At 60.3% G+C, this 13,663-nt stretch carries 10 protein-coding genes; 6 read left to right on the top strand and 4 right to left on the bottom strand.

Annotated elements, in window-relative coordinates; genetic code table 11:
- Positions 1 to 184 precede the first annotated feature (184 nt).
- The 3 genes from KHO31_RS29750 to KHO31_RS29740 form a co-directional block, all read right to left on the bottom strand.
- Positions 185 to 1,261, bottom strand: a complete 1,077-nt coding sequence (locus KHO31_RS29750; protein ID WP_236071527.1) for a lipocalin-like domain-containing protein — start codon at positions 1,259 to 1,261, stop codon at positions 185 to 187.
- A gap of 212 nt (positions 1,262 to 1,473) precedes the next feature.
- Positions 1,474 to 4,044 carry an FtsX-like permease family protein gene (locus KHO31_RS29745; protein WP_211624760.1) on the bottom strand — a complete coding sequence of 857 codons (2,571 nt, stop codon included), beginning with the start codon at positions 4,042 to 4,044 and terminating at the stop codon, positions 1,474 to 1,476.
- Positions 4,034 to 4,783: an ABC transporter ATP-binding protein gene (locus KHO31_RS29740; RefSeq protein WP_211624758.1), complete on the bottom strand. Its 750-nt coding sequence runs from the start codon at positions 4,781 to 4,783 to the stop codon at positions 4,034 to 4,036. The genes KHO31_RS29745 and KHO31_RS29740 overlap by 11 nt, the downstream gene beginning before the upstream one ends.
- 685 nt (positions 4,784 to 5,468) lie before the next feature.
- On the opposite strand from KHO31_RS29740, the gene KHO31_RS29735 reads away from it, so the two are divergent.
- The 6 genes from KHO31_RS29735 (at position 5,469) to cysS (ending at position 13,043) form a co-directional block, all read left to right on the top strand.
- Positions 5,469 to 7,025: an NADH-quinone oxidoreductase subunit M gene (locus tag KHO31_RS29735; RefSeq protein WP_211624756.1), complete on the top strand. Its 1,557-nt coding sequence runs from the start codon at positions 5,469 to 5,471 to the stop codon at positions 7,023 to 7,025.
- A gap of 373 nt (positions 7,026 to 7,398) precedes the next feature.
- A complete protein-coding gene (cyoA, locus tag KHO31_RS29730) occupies positions 7,399 to 8,298 on the top strand; it encodes a ubiquinol oxidase subunit II (protein WP_211624772.1) in 900 nt (299 codons plus the stop codon).
- A 3-nt stretch (positions 8,299 to 8,301) separates the two neighbouring features.
- A complete protein-coding gene (gene cyoB, locus KHO31_RS29725; RefSeq protein WP_201080564.1) occupies positions 8,302 to 10,326 on the top strand; it encodes a cytochrome o ubiquinol oxidase subunit I in 2,025 nt (674 codons plus the stop codon).
- Positions 10,326 to 10,943 (top strand): cytochrome o ubiquinol oxidase subunit III, encoded by a 618-nt coding sequence (gene cyoC / locus KHO31_RS29720; RefSeq protein WP_201080566.1) that lies wholly within the window; start codon positions 10,326 to 10,328, stop codon positions 10,941 to 10,943. The genes cyoB and cyoC overlap by 1 nt, the downstream gene beginning before the upstream one ends.
- Entirely contained in the window at positions 10,944 to 11,300 is a 357-nt protein-coding gene (gene cyoD / locus KHO31_RS29715) for a cytochrome o ubiquinol oxidase subunit IV (RefSeq protein ID WP_211624754.1), read from the top strand.
- Positions 11,301 to 11,657: 357 nt separating this feature from the next.
- A complete protein-coding gene (cysS, locus tag KHO31_RS29710) occupies positions 11,658 to 13,043 on the top strand; it encodes a cysteine--tRNA ligase (protein WP_211624752.1) in 1,386 nt (461 codons plus the stop codon).
- Between the two features lie 216 nt (positions 13,044 to 13,259).
- Here cysS and KHO31_RS29705 read toward each other — a convergent pair whose 3' ends face one another.
- Positions 13,260 to 13,511 carry a hypothetical protein gene (locus KHO31_RS29705; RefSeq protein ID WP_201080572.1) on the bottom strand — a complete coding sequence of 84 codons (252 nt, stop codon included), beginning with the start codon at positions 13,509 to 13,511 and terminating at the stop codon, positions 13,260 to 13,262.
- Between the last annotated feature and the right edge of the window lie 152 nt (positions 13,512 to 13,663).

The raw sequence follows: 13,663 nt of genomic DNA, 5'->3' as shown, positions 1-13,663 counted from the left end.
AAACGACTCCACGCCGATGATAGTGCGGATTCCCGTGTGAAAGTAGGTAATCGTCAGGCTCCCACGCATGTCCAGAAACCCCGCCCTCAAAGGCGGGGTTTCTGCGTTTACAGCGCGGAAAAACAGGCACAGAAACCATCGCCGCTGTGGGACCTTGCCCGATCGGGCACCTGCTGCTCAGGCGTCACTCCTTCCCGATCCGGAGCGCGTTCGCGTAACCCGTCAGTTCCAGGTAAGCCCGTCCAACGTCCGAGCCGTCGCGGCTCACCCGCACGGCACCTTCCCAATACACTGCACCGGTCGATTGACGGGAATCGAGCTCCTGGTCATCCATCAGCGGATCGAGGCGCCACGTAAACGTACCGGTTTTGACCGTCATCGAGACGGGATACGACGTGTTCGTGCGCGGCGAGCGCCAGGTACGAACCGGAGTGAAATCAACCTGATCGCGGCCAAACGTCGTCACCCGACCGTCGCGATTTCTCAATACTGCATGTGCCCACATCGCGTGCCCATCGCGATTGCGGACCTTGAAAGCCATCAAGGCAGAACCATCCGTCAGGTTAGCACCGAGCCAATCCCATCCGACCGCGTCGGTATCGAGCAGCGTGCTCGACCATTCGTGATCGAGCCACGCCGCGCCGGCAACGGCCGTTTCGCCCGTCGATTTACTGCCTGCCGCGACCGGTCGAACCACGCTGCCGGTCACGCGCAATTGCGGCTCGCTGTAGTAATAGCTCGCCAGCTCGGGCCGCGGACCTTTGCGCGAGTAGCCGCGTTCACCCTGGATCAACGGCGCTTGGGTCGGCGTCAACGCGAGGTGCAGCGCGAATCCGTTCGCGTCGGCTGTGACGTCGTAGTGGCCGTCTGCGGCACGGACGATTTTCCATGTGTCGAGTTTGACGTCGGTATTGTCCGGCTTCGCATACGCCAGCCCGAAGCCTTCGCGGGCAATGCGCTGGTCGTGCGCAAGATGGCCGAGTGCAGGATCGCTTAACGCGGCATGGGCAATGATCAATTGCGATGGTGCGAATGCACTGGGGTCCGCAGGGTCGTGACCAGTTGCCGAGCGAAAGAAAGTGATCTGGAAACCGAGCGGCTGATTGTCCGGTGTCGTGAGCCAGCCCGTCGCGTACCACCATTCGGTGCGAAAAGCCGGGTGTGCGCCGCTGTCTTCCGGCAGCGCAATCGGATGCTCTGGTGTGACAGTCGCGAACTCGGGTGTCGTAGCGAACGCAGGCGCGATCGCTAAAAGGCCCATGCAAAGCAATGCAGCGCGAACCCTGGCGTTTAGACGCCGTGCACTCATAACGCGAGGCAACGCAGTTGGTGATGTGCGCGACAAGTCGGCCGTCAGCCAGAAGCGACTCGCGCAACAAAAGCAGGCTACTCGGCGAATTCGCGCCACTCGACAATATCGCCCCACGCCGTCGTGCGCCGACTCCTGCATCACCGTACACGGTAGTTCACCCATCACCAATCCTCCTTCACCGCGCGCACTGCATCCACCGACACCGCGCCTCGTCCCGCAATCACCGCCGTCGAACAGGACGAAGCCAGCATCACCAGCGCCACCGTGCTGAGCACTGTCCATGGAACGTGCAGCGACATGCTCCAATGAAACGACTGCGGATTGACGACGAACACCAGGATTAGACTGATCGCGAATCCGAGAATGAAGCCCATCGCGATGCCGCAAGCGGTGAGCATGCCGCCTTCGAGTGCGAGAATCGCGAGAACCTGCGAGCGGGTCACGCCCACATGCCGGAGCATGCCGAACTCACGGGCCCGTGCGAGTGTTTGTGCAGAGAACGTCGCCGCGACGCCGAACAGGCCGATTACGATCGCGACCCCCTCGAGAAGATAAGTGACGGCAAAACTTCGATCGAAGATAACCAGCGTGCGCGCGCGAATTTCACCCGGTTGTGACAGGGTCAGCGACGCGCCGAAGGGCAGCGCCCGCAGGCCGGATATCACGCGTTCGACGCTTGTTCCCGGTTGAACTGTGACAGCCACATCCGTCGCGCCTGTGTCGGAGGTTAAACGCCGGTAGTCCGCAAGCCGTATCTGGATCGCGCCGGTCTGACGTACGTAATCGCGCCAGATGCCGGCCACGACGAACACGTGAGCGCGCTCGCCAAGCGGCAACTGCACGCGTTGGCCAAGCTTATATCCATACAGATCGACCATTGCTTCGGATACCCAAACAGGTATTTCCCCGTTGTGAAGTTCGGAGGGAGGCAGCACCGCTCCAGTCATCTGCAGGTTCGCACCTGGGTCGGCGGCGTCGATTTCACGCGCGAGTACGGCGACGTCAGGCCGTGCAGGGTCGAGTGTGAGATGCGAGGTGCGGGCAAAGGCGGCAGTCTTGATGCCGGGCACTCTGCTCAACAGAGTCTGTTCGTCGGGGCGCAAGCCACCGGTGTCGCCGTTCGGCGCCACGCGAACGTACAGATCGGCCGAGAGCAGGTGGCCCAACCAGTCTTCGACGGAAACACGGAAGCTGGCCACCATGATCGCCATCGCGACGATCAGCGCGAAGCTCGACAGTACGCCACCCATCGCAATCGATGCGTGGCCCGGCGCATTGGCGAGGCGCGCCAATGCCAAAGTGCTCGCCGCGCCGGCGCGACGCCGCGCGCCGAGCGTACGGCTCGCTGCGCCAAAGATCAAAGCGGTCACGCGCGGCATCAGCGCAATCCCGCCAACCAGCAGCAGCGCAACGGCCAGATAGCCGCCGATGGGCGCATCGAACAACGGCGGCATCTGCGTGAGAACGGCGGCAATCAGCAGACACGCCAAAGCGGGCCATGGCGTAGCGAGCCGCGCCAGCGCGCCTTCTTCGGCGCCGGCTTTGAGTGCCGTTGCGGGCCGCGCACGCGCTGCTTCCAGCGCGGGGGCAAGACTGCCTAAAACCGACACGGCGATGCCGAGCGTCAGAAATAGCGCGGTCGCCAGCGGTTCGAAACCGACGTGCGGCTGCACGCCAGGAAAGTAGCCGCCGCCCAGGTCGCTGCCGAAAAAGTGCAACGCGCCGCTCGCCATCGCATAGCCGAGCGCGAGTCCGGACAGCGAACCGAGCAGGCCGAGCAGCGCGCCTTCTATCAGAATCTGGCGCAATAACTGGCCACGCGTCAGTCCCAACACACGCAGCATCGCAAACTGCGCACGTCGTCGCACGACACCGAGCGCCTGCGTCGAAAAAACGAGAAACGCACCAGTGAACAGCGCGACCAGCGCGAGCACGTTCATATTGATGCGATAGGCGCGCGACAGACGATCGGTGCGGCTTTCGGCATCGCGCGTCTCGGAGATCGCCCACCGGCTGCCGAGCCGCGCTTGCAGGTCACGTTTGAAGCGTTCGCGATCGACGCCGCGTTCGAGTTGCACGTCGATGCGTGACAGCTTGCCCACCTTGCCGAACTTCCACTGAGCGGCGGCGATATCCATTACCGCGAGGCGCTGACCTGGCCGCGTTCTCACGAGACCGCCGGCCACGCGCAAGTGCACGATCGACGTGCCGTTTTGCAGCGCTATGTCATCGCCGATTTTCACGTTCAACCATTGTTGCGCCGCCGACGAGAGAAACACCGTATCAGACGCAAGCGTATCGAACGGCCGCTCCGGCGACGGCACACCGATCAGGTCCGGCGCAATGCGGCTTGCCTTGAAGACGTCGATGCCGAGCACGGGCAGCGCGGCGCTCTGATCCGGTACGGTCACGTCGAGAGCGAGGACGGGACTCGCCAGCGCGACACCGGGTTCAGTCGACAAACGCGGATAAATGGACTCGTCGAATAGCGGTTGTGCACCGCGCACCTGCAGATCGGCCTCGCCCGACAGGCTGCGAGCCGCCGCCGAGAATTCGTTGAAGGCCGCGCTGTTGATCAATTGAACGGCGTAGCCAAGCGCGACGCCGAGCGCGATCGTCGCAATTGCAACCAGTGCGCGTCCGCGATGACTGCGCCATTCGGCGCCCAACAGCCAGCGCGCGAGCATGCGATGACCTCGCATGCGTTGCAGTGGGTGTGGGTCAGCGTGCATCGTCGGCTGAACGTGCAATGGATCGGGCGTCGGCGTGCGAATCGGAAAAGGCGCTGCGTCCGGACGATGCGTGCAAGCCGCCGTCGCTCAGAATCAGAATGCGGTCCGCGACGGCCGCGGCTGCTTCCGAGTGGGTGACCATGATGGCGGCCGCACCGGTTGCCTTGCTTTGCGCGCGGAACAGGCCGAGCACGTCGTGTGCGGTATCGGGATCGAGGTTGCCGGTGGGTTCGTCGGCGAGAATCAGTTTCGGACGATGCACGAGCGCCCGCGCAATCGCGACGCGCTGCAACTCGCCGCCCGACAGTTGCCGCGGAAAATCATCGCCACGGCCGCTCAAGCCGACGGCCGCGAGCATATCGAGCGCGCCGGCCGTGGGTAGATCGTTTAGCAGCAGCGGCAGAGCGACATTCTGCGCAAGTGTCAGATGAGGCAGGACGTGAAACGCCTGGAACACGAAACCCAGTTTTTGCCGGCGCAAACGCGTCGCCGCATTGTCATCCAGACGCGAGACCACGTTGCCGTCGATGATCACTTCGCCGCTTTCCGCGCTGTCGAGCCCAGCAATGAGATTGAGTAGCGTCGATTTCCCGACCCCGGAGTCACCCATGATCGCGACAAATTCACCCGGCTCGAGTGTGAAATCGAGGTGTGCCAGCACGATGCGGCCCGCGCCGTAGGTCTTGCCAAGCCCTCGACATTCGAGCGCGGGAACGACACCTTCTTCACGAAGCACCATGCAGTATCCGATAAGTCTGGCCGGTGAGGGCGGCGTCCAGCCGTGCGAAGAACTACCGTGCCGTGCACGAGCGTCGGCCCCTGAACGGCGAAGTATATTCGGGTTCTGTAAGGCCCGCAGGCGCATGCCACGATCGGCTGTTACCCATCTGAAAGCGGACGGGCAAGCGGATCGTGTGAGTCTTTTCAGGCCCGCGTCGACGCTTCTTTAGAGCGCCGGATCAAAAATTTTTTTTGCTCGCGGACGCGCTAAATTTTCACTGTTCCCTCGAAATCGGCCTTGATGGTGCATCATGCACCTGCATGATTCATTCCAGTTCAATCGTTGCATGGAAGTGTTGGTGCAAGAGTCGCTAATCACCAGCCAACTGCTTTCTTTTTCATGCAAATAACATAGCGGGCATCCTTCCCGAACGAGTTTGTGCGTCTGCACATTTTTCGGTGTTTCGCAAGGGTAGGCGTGGCAACAATACATTGCCAAAGGCGTTGCAGCGATGTTGCGCTGCAAAAGTATTCTTATCTTGGTAATCTCCCACCCTTGGTCATTCGACTGCGGGTAAACGTGAGGCGGGCAGCACCGTTTCGACGTCAATTCCAGCGAAATCCAGCCTACATGTCCATTTCAATGCTTTCATTTTGGAAGGCATTGAAATGGCGTTTTGTATTTCAAGTTTTCAACAGAACACATGCCATTGCCTCCGCTTCTTAGCCTACTCATCTGGATCCCTATTGTCGCCGGCCTGGTGGTTTTGCGTGCCGGATCTGACGCGGCACGTAGCCGCACGCGATGGCTCGCGCTGATCGGCGCGGTAGCGGGTTTCCTGCCGGTGATCCCACTCGTGTCGACCTTCCGCAACGACGTGACCTCGATGCAGTTCGTCGAGAACGTCCGCTGGTCGCCCACGTTCGATATTGCATGGCATGTGGGGGTGGATGGGATTTCGTTGTGGCTCGTCGCGTTGACCGCGCTGACTACGATCATCATCGTGGTCGCCTCGTGGGAGTCGATCACCGAGCGCACCGCGCAGTACTTCGGCGCATTCCTGATGCTGTCGGGTTTCATGCAGGGCGTGTTCACGTCGATGGACGGCATGCTGTTCTTCATCTCGTTCGAAGCGACGCTGATTCCGCTGTACCTGCTGATCGGGACGTGGGGCAACTCGAACCGCTCGTACGCCGCGGTGAAGTTCTTCTTCGTCTCGTTCCTCGGCTCGCTGATGATGCTGATGTCGATGCTGTACCTGTACAGCCAGACGCACAGCTTCGACCTCGCGCTGTGGCGTGAAACCCACCTCGGCACCTGGGCGCAGGTACTGGTCTTCCTCGGCTTCCTTGCTGCGTTCGGTGTCAAGGTGCCGATGTGGCCGCTGCACACGTGGCTGCCCGACGTCCACCTCGACGGCCCGACCGGCGCCGCCGTGATGATCGGCATGCTCAAGCTGGGCGGCTACGGTCTGCTGCGTTTCGCGCTGCCGATCGCGCCGCAGGCCAGCCATTTCTTCGCGCCGATGATGATCACGCTGTCGCTGGTCGCGGTGATCTATTCGAGCCTGCTGGCACTCGTGCAGACTGACATGCGCCGCTTGCTCGCGTATTCGACGATCGCGCACATGGGCCTCGTGACACTCGGTCTGTTCGTCTTCAACCGTATCGGTCAGGCGGGCGCAATCGTGCAGATGCTGTCGTACGGTGTGGTCTCCGGCGCGATGTTGCTGTGCACCGGCATGCTCTACGACCGCACGAAGACTGCTTCGATCGCCGAATACGGCGGCGTCGCCAACACCATGCCGCGCTTCGCCGCATTCGTGATGCTGTTCTCGATGGCCAATATCGGTCTGCCGGGGACCTCAGGTTTTGTCGGCGAGTTCATGGTGTTGATGGGCGCGATCCGCTTCAATTTCTGGATCGGTGCAATCGCGGCCTCGACGTTGGTCCTGAGCGCGGCCTACACGCTGTGGATGTACAAGCGCGTGATTTTTGGCGCGATCGCCAATGCGCGCGTGGCGAAACTGCAGGACCTCGGCAAGCGCGAGTTCGTGTTGCTCGGCGCGATGGCTTTGCTCGTGCTGGCCATCGGCATCAATCCGAAGCCGTTCACCGATGCGATCGACCCGTCGGTCGGTACGCTGCTCGCTCAATCGGAACGAAGCGCGCATCCTTCGGACGACTCTGCACCGGCTGACGGTGGCGAGCACCTGCAGGCGGCGGCGCCTGCTACCGTCGCGGCACGCACGCCAGGCTGATCGAAGCAGAACGCGGCGCAGGCGCAGCATCCGTCGCACGGATGCTGCCTGTGCAGACGCGCTGCATCGCATCCGGATACACGTCTTTTTCGAGCATCTGACGCAGCGCGACCATTCAGGTCGCGCTGCGTTTTAACGCTTGTTTGAAGGGACTTTCGTGATCAGGCGACGCCGCCGCGACATTGCAATAGAGCATTGCAAACCCTCGCGTGCGCACAGGCGTGCGGCAACGTGTCACACGGTGTTGCGACGCAATAGATCGTTGCTAAATCGAGTGTTTATATCCCCTTGACGACCCCCTATTATGCGATCGCTTACTAAGGGAGAGCGGTCGAATGACGTTCGTTGAAGTCGTAAAAGAAAGGCAATGGATATGAAAGGAAAGACGCTGCGAGGGTCGATAAGTTTCCTTTCCGCCGGCCTCGTGTTGTTGCTCTCGGGTTGCAGCAACCTCGATATTTTGAATCCGAAGGGGAGTGTGGGTCTGGCCGAACGTGAGCTGATTGCCACGTCGACCTGGGCCATGCTGATCGTGGTCGTTCCGGTTATCGCGCTCACGCTGCTGTTCGCATGGCGCTATCGCGCGTCGAACAAGAACGCCGAATACCGTCCGGGCTGGGTGCATTCGACCGGTATCGAAATCGCCATCTGGACGATTCCGACGCTGATCATTCTGTTCCTCGCCGTGCTGACGTGGAAGAGCACGCACGAGCTCGATCCGTATAAGCCGCTCGAGTCGCAGGTGAAGCCGATCAACGTCGAAGTCGTCGCACTCGACTGGAAGTGGCTCTTCATCTATCCCGACCTCGGCATTGCATCGGTGAACCAGCTGGCGTTCCCGGTGGGCACGCCGGTGAACTTCGTCATCACGTCCGACACGGTGATGAACTCCTTCTTCATTCCGCAACTCGGCGGTCAGATCTACGCGATGGCGGGTATGCAAACGCGTCTGCATCTGATGGCTGACGAAGCCGGCAACTACGCAGGCACCGCGGCGAATTTCAGCGGCAAGGGTTTCTCGGACATGAAGTTCCGTGCACTCGCTACCTCGCCTGAAGAGTTCAATGCGTGGGTCGCCAAGGTACGCGCTTCGTCCGACCGTCTCGACATGGACCGCTATCACACGATGTCGGCGCCTACCGAGAAGGAGCCGGTGCGCTACTTCTCGTCGGTCGATCCGCGGCTCTTTCACAACATCATTGCCCGATACAACAACGGTAACGTCCTCGACAACATGAAAGACGCTAACTGTGCGCCAAAGGGTAAGGGGTAACGCATGTTCGGAAAACTCTCACTAGACTCGATTCCGTACCACGAGCCGATCATCATGGTGACGGCTGCCGGTATCGCCCTCGGCGGTGCGCTCGTTCTGGGTCTGATCACCTATTTTGGCAAGTGGCGCTACCTGTGGACCGAATGGCTCACATCGGTCGACCACAAGAAACTGGGCGTGATGTACATCGTGGTTGCGCTCATCATGCTGTTCCGCGGCTTTGCGGACGCGATCATGATGCGTACCCAGCTAGCGCTGTCGTATAACGCGCCAGGCTTCTTGCCGCCGCACCATTACGACCAGATCTTTACCGCGCACGGCGTCATCATGATTTTCTTCATGGCGATGGCGTTCATGGTCGGCCTGATGAACATCATCGTGCCGTTGCAGATCGGTGCCCGCGATGTTGCGTTCCCGTTCCTCAACTCGTTGAGCTTCTGGATGACCGCGATCAGCGCGATCCTGATCAACATCTCGCTGGTGATCGGTGAATTCGCGCAAACGGGCTGGCTGGCTTATCCGCCACTCTCCGAATTACAGTTCAGTCCAGGTGTCGGGGTCGATTATTACCTGTGGAGCCTGCAGCTCTCCGGTATTGGCACGTTGCTGACTGGCGTGAACTTCTTCGTGACCATCGTCAAGATGCGCGCGCCGGGCATGACCTGGATGAAGATGCCGGTGTTCACGTGGACCGCGCTGTGCACGAACGTGCTGATCATGGCTTCGTTCCCGATCCTGACCGTCACGCTCGCGCTGCTCGGTCTGGACCGCTACCTCGGTATGCACTTCTTCACGAACGACGGCGGCGGTAACGCCATGCTGTACCTGAACCTGATCTGGGCATGGGGTCACCCTGAGGTGTACATCCTGATCCTGCCGGCGTTCGGTATCTTCTCGGAAGTCGTGGCCACGTTCGCCAAGAAGCCGCTGTTCGGCTACAAGACGATGGTGTGGGCAACCTGCGCGATCATGGTGCTGTCGTTCCTCGTGTGGCTGCACCACTTCTTCACGATGGGTTCAGGCGCTGACGTCAACGCGTTCTTCGGTATCGCGACGATGGTCATTGCTATTCCGACCGGCGTGAAAGTGTTCAACTGGCTGTTCACGATCTACAAGGGCCGTCTGCAGTTCACGACGCCGATCCTGTGGACCCTCGGCTTCATGGTCACCTTCACGATCGGCGGGATGACCGGCGTGATGATGGCGATTCCAGGCGCGGACTTCGTGCTGCACAACAGCCTGTTCCTGATCGCTCACTTCCACAACGTGATTATTGGTGGCGTGCTGTTCGGCTACCTGGCGGGTTTCAACTACTGGTTCCCGAAGGCGTTCGGCTTCAAGCTGAATGAGAAGTGGGGCAAGGCGTCGTTCTGGTTCTGGCAGATCGGTTTCTGGGTTGCGTTCACGCCGCTGTACGTGCTGGGCTTCATGGGCATGACACGTCGTCTGAATCACTATGACAATCCGGATTGGCATCCGTGGCTGATTTTCGCGTGGGTCGGTGCAGTGCTGATCGCCATCGGTATCGCTTGCCAGGTGATCCAACTGGTCGTCAGCATCCGCGACCGCAACCTGCCGCAAAATCGCGACGTCACGGGCGATCCGTGGGACGCTCACACGCTGGAATGGGCAACGAGCTCGCCGCCGGCGTCGTACAACTTCGCGATCATTCCGGACGTGCATGAACTGGACGCATTCGCTGAAATGAAGTTACGCAAGCATCGGCCGAAGCCGGTGTATCGCGACATTCACATGCCGTCGAACACGTCCGCGGGTCTGGTGGTGGCGATGTTCTCGCTGGTGCTGGGTTTTGCCGCTGTGTGGCACATCTGGTGGCTCGCGATTGTGGGTCTGGTCGGCTCGATCGGTACTGTGATCATTTACAGCTTCCAGAAGAACGAAGGCTTTTACATCCCGGCCGCCACGGTTGCGGCGATTGAAGGAAAACGCTCCGGCGCCGGTGCCCAGGTTGCGATTGAAGAAAAACGCTCGGGCGCTGATGCGCAGGTCGCGTTGGAGGTGGATTGATGTCAAACAACACTCTTACGGCGGGCTCGCATCATCACGATGCGCATCATGCCGATCACCCGCCGTCGCACTCGGTATTCGGCTTCTGGCTGTACCTGATGACAGACTGCATCATCTTCGCGTCGCTGTTTGCGGTGTTCGCGGTGATGCAGCATCAGTTCGCGGGTGGTCCGAGCGGTAAGGATCTGTTCGAGATCCCGGGCGTCGCGCTCGAAACGGCCATGCTGCTGCTGAGCAGTATCACGTACGGTTTCGCGATGCTGGGCGCGCACAAGAACAGGAAGGGCGTATTGCTTTTCTGGCTGGGCGTGACGTTTCTGCTGGGTCTCGCGTTCCTCGTACTGGAAATGCGCGAGTTTTCGCACCTGATCGCCGAGGGCGCAGGCCCGAGCCGCAGCGCGTTCCTGTCGTCGTTCTTCACGCTGGTCGGCACGCACGGTTTGCACGTGACGTGCGGCCTGATCTGGATGGTGGTGCTCGCCGTTCAGGTGATGCGTCATCGCGATCTGACCGAGCGCGACATGATTCGCCTGACGTGCCTGAGCCTTTTCTGGCACTTTCTGGACGTCGTATGGATCGGCGTCTTCACCTTTGTCTATCTTGCGAGCGTGATCTAAATGGACCATAGCCATCACTCACACCTGGCGCACTCGGACGAAGGATACGGGGGCGAAAGTCACGGCAGCTTCGGCAGCTACACGGTGGGTTTCATTCTCTCGGTCGTATTGACCGCGGCGGCGTTCGGCCTGGTGCTGACGGGCGCGTTGACGGGCGAGAACGCATTGCTCGCGATCGCGGGTCTCGCGCTCGTGCAGATCGTCGTGCATCTGATTTTCTTCCTGCACATGAATGCGTCGTCGGCACAGCGCTGGAACGTCATGGCGTTCGGCTTCACGGTGCTCACGGCCGTGATTCTGATCGTCGGGTCATTGTGGATCATGCATAACGTCAGCATGCACATGATGTCGCGATAAGCGGAAAACGCCGTAGGTTGAGTAAGAGCCCCGCAAGGTGAAAGTCTTGCGGGGCTTTTTTATGCATTCCGAAGGTGCACGATCCCGACACGGCGCCGCGAATCGGGATTGACCCGTCTCGAAACACGCGTTAGCATCGTTTCCATGACCGCTTCTATCCTTTCCCGTTCGCATTCTTTGCACGCATGCTGTTGCAGCCTGCCAAGGGGAGCTTGCGTCTAGCGAGTCGAGTTGTACACGTCCGTATCCCTGAGGCCACCCGTCACAAGACCGGTGGCTTTTTTGTTTTGGTCTGCCCGCTTTCGTTTTTCGGTCTGCTTTTGACGCGCTAACGGGCTCAACGCCACAGGAATTCAAATGCCGCTGGCCCTGTACGACACCTGGTCGCGCACCTTACGCGCGTTCACGCCGATTCAGGCGGACCACGTGGGGCTGTATTGCTGTGGTCCCACTGTGTACGACCACGCGCATATCGGCAATCTTCGAACCTACGTGTTTGAAGACGTGCTGCGGCGCGTGCTGGCGTTGAACGGCTACGCCGTGCGGCACGTCGTCAATATCACCGACGTCGGTCATCTGGTCTCCGATGCGGATGAAGGTGAAGACAAGATGGAGAAGGGCAGTCGGCGCACCGGCGAATCGGCGTGGGAGATCGCGAAGCGCTATACCGCGGCTTTCATGAGCGACTGGCACGCGCTAAATCTGCTGGAGCCTTCAGTGTGGTGCCGCGCGACCGATCACATCGCGGAACAGATCGACTTCATCGACGAACTCGAGCGCAACGGCTATACCTACCGCACTGCCGACGGCGTCTATTTCGACACGAGCAAACAGGATGATTACGGCTTTCTCGCACGTCTCGATGTGGCAGGCCTGCAGGCCGGAAAACGTGTTGCAATAGGAGAGAAGCAGCGCGCAACGGACTTCGCGCTATGGAAATTCAGTCCACCGGACACCAACCGGCAAATGGAGTGGGATAGCCCATGGGGAAGAGGTTTTCCCGGCTGGCATATCGAATGCTCGGCGATGTCGGCGAAATACCTGGGCCCGTGGTTCGACATTCATTGCGGCGGAGAAGACCACATCGCCGTGCATCACAGCAATGAAATCGCGCAGACTCAGGCACGCCATGGAACCCGCCTCGCGAACTTCTGGATGCACGGCCATTTCCTCACGCTGGACGCCGGCAAGATGTCGAAGTCGGGCGGCGACTTCGTGCGCCTGCAGACATTGATCGAGCGTGGTATCGATCCGCTTGCGTATCGTTACTTATGCCTGAGTGCGCATTATCGAAGCACGTTGCGTTTCAGTCCGGAGGCACTCGATGCCGCGCAATCCGCGTTGGACCGCTTGCGCAGAACCTATGTGCAGTGGCCAGAAGGCGGCATGCCCAATTTAAATGTTGTCGCCCGCTTCAAGGCAGAAGTCGATCAGGATCTTAACCTGCCACGTGCGCTTGCTGTGCTGTGGGAAGTAGTCAGAAGCGATCTGCCGCCGGCGGTGCGAAGAGCGACGGTCGATCACTTCGATACCGTGCTCGGACTGCGGCTTACCGAATGGAAGGAGGGCACGGTGGCGATTCCGGCGGATATCGCACTTCTCGGAAATGCCCGCGAGAAGGCTCGCGCCCTGGAGCAGTGGAGCGAGGCGGACCGTCTGCGTGACGTGTTGAATGCGGCCGGCTGGCATGTGGAAGACAGCGTGAGTGGGCAAGTACTGCGTCCGCTCGATACAGCGAAGTAGCGCTGCTTAAGCGGCTCACTATGATCGTCAATCACGGTGTCATCGAAAAGGTTTTCTATCCCGTGTTTCCGCCTGATCGGAATGCGGCTGACGTACTCGCGTGGCTGAAGGCGCATCAACAGGATTGAATGTCGACCGGTGGTTGAAAAGAGGGGTAAGGAAAATAGACGAGCCGTTATGCTGGCCCGTCTGTTTTCATGTGGTTTCTCGCGCTGCCTAAAGCGGTACCACCACCGGTTCGGAGTGCGAAGGCGGCTTGCCGTATGGCATAAGGACAGGCCCGCAGCCCCAATGAATCGGCGGACACTGGTCCCAGCCACGCCGAATGACAATAGGCGGCATCATCCCGCCGGGGCAGGCAGGCGGCGCTTCTCGCGTGAGGCAGGCGATTCCGCCGCGTACGGACTGCGACGCTGATGGGTCGAGTTCGTCGACGCGGGGCAAATCTTTGAGAACTAGCGTTTTCATGGTGGATCTCCGACAAGGTTGGATTGACAGTGAGCCCGGGTATCGCCGCGCTCATGGGTTCCCGTTGCACACACCATGCCATCCGCCGCGAAGCGGCATGCCACCGACATCCGCCGATCTCGCGAGCGCAAGATGGTTGAGATAGACCGACT

The sequence above is a fragment of the Paraburkholderia domus genome (genome assembly GCF_905220705.1).
Lineage (GTDB): Bacteria > Pseudomonadota > Gammaproteobacteria > Burkholderiales > Burkholderiaceae > Paraburkholderia > Paraburkholderia domus.
This window is presented reverse-complemented; position numbering and strand designations above follow the sequence as displayed.

What these genes read in the sequence shown, in the direction of transcription:
- KHO31_RS29750 (WP_236071527.1), bottom strand. Translation starts at nt 1,261, where the DNA reads ATGGGCCTTTTAGCGATCGCGCCTGCGTTCGCTACGACACCCGAGTTC.
- KHO31_RS29745 (WP_211624760.1), bottom strand. Translation starts at nt 4,044, where the DNA reads ATGCACGCTGACCCACACCCACTGCAACGCATGCGAGGTCATCGCATG.
- KHO31_RS29740 (WP_211624758.1), bottom strand. Translation starts at nt 4,783, where the DNA reads ATGGTGCTTCGTGAAGAAGGTGTCGTTCCCGCGCTCGAATGTCGAGGG.
- KHO31_RS29735 (WP_211624756.1), top strand. Translation starts at nt 5,469, where the DNA reads ATGCCATTGCCTCCGCTTCTTAGCCTACTCATCTGGATCCCTATTGTC.
- cyoA (WP_211624772.1), top strand. Translation starts at nt 7,399, where the DNA reads ATGAAAGGAAAGACGCTGCGAGGGTCGATAAGTTTCCTTTCCGCCGGC.
- cyoB (WP_201080564.1), top strand. Translation starts at nt 8,302, where the DNA reads ATGTTCGGAAAACTCTCACTAGACTCGATTCCGTACCACGAGCCGATC.
- cyoC (WP_201080566.1), top strand. Translation starts at nt 10,326, where the DNA reads ATGTCAAACAACACTCTTACGGCGGGCTCGCATCATCACGATGCGCAT.
- cyoD (WP_211624754.1), top strand. Translation starts at nt 10,944, where the DNA reads ATGGACCATAGCCATCACTCACACCTGGCGCACTCGGACGAAGGATAC.
- cysS (WP_211624752.1), top strand. Translation starts at nt 11,658, where the DNA reads ATGCCGCTGGCCCTGTACGACACCTGGTCGCGCACCTTACGCGCGTTC.
- KHO31_RS29705 (WP_201080572.1), bottom strand. Translation starts at nt 13,511, where the DNA reads ATGAAAACGCTAGTTCTCAAAGATTTGCCCCGCGTCGACGAACTCGAC.